The 2,251-nt window shown below is 60.7% G+C and carries 2 protein-coding genes; one reads left to right on the forward strand and one right to left on the reverse strand.

Translation table 11 applies throughout. The features are described from left to right. Positions 1–447 (forward strand): alpha/beta fold hydrolase (locus WAN71_RS18785; RefSeq protein ID WP_422226773.1); only part of this gene is annotated, 447 nt, incomplete at its 5' end. A gap of 42 nt (positions 448–489) precedes the next feature. Here WAN71_RS18785 and WAN71_RS18790 read toward each other — a convergent pair. Next, positions 490–2,025: a PE-PPE domain-containing protein gene (locus WAN71_RS18790; protein WP_422226774.1), complete on the reverse strand. Its 1,536-nt coding sequence runs from the start codon at positions 2,023–2,025 to the stop codon at positions 490–492. Between the last annotated feature and the right edge of the window lie 226 nt (positions 2,026–2,251).

The following is a 2,251-nucleotide window of genomic DNA, read 5'->3' on the forward strand; positions in this document are numbered from 1 at the left end:
CACCGGCCCTGGGTGATGGAGCCGTTCGCACACCCGGTCCTGGGTGAGGCATGGCTGAGATCTGTACGGCTGCCGGGAGTCTTCGTCGCGTTGATGCGAGCCCTGGGCGTGACTCGACGGGTCCCGACCGCCGAAATCGCTTGCTATGTACCGTTGTTGCTCGGCGACGACGGCGGCCGGGCTTTCCTGCAGATCATGCGGGGCTTCGAGGCGACCGCCGACAAACAACATCACTATCTGGCGGCGTTGCGCGGCAAGCCGTATCCGGCGCAGGTCGTATGGGGGGTGCGCGATCGCATGCTCACCTGGCGCCGGTACGGCGTCCAAGCGCAACTGGCGGCCGGGCTCGATGATGCGATCCTGTTGCCGGGCAAGCACTTTGTACAGGAAGACTGCCCCGAAGAGATCGCCGACGCCGTCGACCGGCTCGCGAAGTCAGCGCGATGATGCCGGTTCAGGGGATTGCCACATAAGCGCTGCGGTGGGCGGTTACGAGAACAATTCCGCAAGGTTGACGACCGTGCCTAAGGCCGCAAACAGTGGGATTTCGGCACCGATTATGAGGTCGTATGGAGCCAGTGCCGTGGTGGCGGACGTCGGATCAAGGATCGCGTCAAGGAAATTACCGGCCTCGAGCTGATTGGTGAAAATGTTCGCGTCGTATGCGGGGAGACTGGTGAGGGCCGCATTGATCGCGTCGGCAAGGGGAAGCAACGAGGAATAGTCGTATGAGAGCGTGCCGCTGATGTCGTTGATGATGTCTGTTGGTGACGAGCTGAGCGTCACGTCGGAAACCGGGAAGCCGAAGGCATTGAGCAAACCATCCACGACCTCGGTAAACGACGGGTTCTCGGGGGCAAAGCCAATTGTGTACAACGAGTTCGCGAACGGCTGTAACGGCGCGACCTGGTCTTGGTAACTGACTGGGTGCTGCAGATCGTTGAGGGCGTCGGTGACTCCCTGCTGCCAGCCGTTGCTCAGTGCGTCGGACAGTTGCGTCTGGTTGATGTCGGGGGATAGCCCGAAGGTGGTGGGCACATTGGCCGGCCCCTGATTCCAGCCCTCGGTGATGCTGCCGTAACCCAGGTTCACCAGGATCTGCGTATCGGGTTCCAGCAGGTCATGGAGCGGCTGTCCGATTCCCGGGATCAGCAGCAGCGGCTCCAGTATCGGCAGGTTGTCATTCGGAATTATGTAGTAGTCGGTCAGCCCTTCCCCGGTGAGCGCCTCAGATCCCGGCAACAGAACCGCGCTGTTGATCTCTTGGGGGGTGATATCCAGATACGTCAAGTGCTCTAAAAAGAATCCCAGCATGGCGTTGACGTCCGCCAACAGGTTGGTCGTGTAGTGCGGGAAGTCGGCGAAACCGTCGTATTCGAGGGTGTAGATGTCGGTTGGGTAGAGGTCAGACGGTGTCGCGGGTTCGAAGGGGACGTCGAGCGCGGTAAAGGCCGAGGTGTTACCGGCTGGAAAATCGAAGGTGTTCAAAAGGCCGCCGTTAGGATTTTGAAGATCGCCGACCAGCACGAAGTGCACATCGTCACTGGGCACACCTGCGGCTTGGAGCTGCTGCATGATCAGCGAGGCGGCATCTGAACTCTGCGAGTAGCCGAAAACCACGACGGGATTCTCGGGGCTCACCCCTCCGGCGGCTATTTGGCCTTCGATATCGGAGACCATGATCTGCTGGTCCTGACCCAGCGACGTGCCGAACCCGAGGCTGTGGACAATCAACGCAGCCGACCCATTGGGTTCAAACGAGGAGTGGGCGGTACCAGTGAAGCCGAGTGGCTGCAGATACAGCATGTCGGCAGCACCCACATATTGCGGGGGTGGTATCGGGAGACCGGTGCCGCCGAAAACCAACGCCGTACCGTCCCCCAGCGGCGAATCTGCGGTGTCAACAAGCTGTATCGCGCGGACTTGAACGTTCCGTGGCGGCGGTGCGACCGGGGGGACGGTGATCAGGCTGGCACCAACCAGGGCGACTCCAGCGATGGCATAGGGGCGAAGTGGTTGTTGCATGGCCGTTCAATCCTTCTGATAGACCAGCAGCCGCGATGCACCTCACAGCATGTCGCGGATCTTACCTGAGAAGATGCTTAGAAACTAGAGATCTGCGCAATAAACAGAGGCAGGGTACCGACCCGCAGTCGCTCATACGGTGGCGGAAACGTCATACGCATCGTGCGGCGATCTCAGCCTGGCGTATCAGGTGTTCGGCGACGGGCCGGTCGAGCTCGTTTTCGTC

The organism is Mycobacterium sp., from assembly GCF_049280035.1.
GTDB lineage: Bacteria > Actinomycetota > Actinomycetes > Mycobacteriales > Mycobacteriaceae > Mycobacterium.

Excerpts from the sequence above, each read along its gene's own strand:
- WAN71_RS18790 (WP_422226774.1), bottom strand. The coding sequence starts at position 2,025 with ATGCAACAACCACTTCGCCCCTATGCCATCGCTGGAGTCGCCCTGGTT.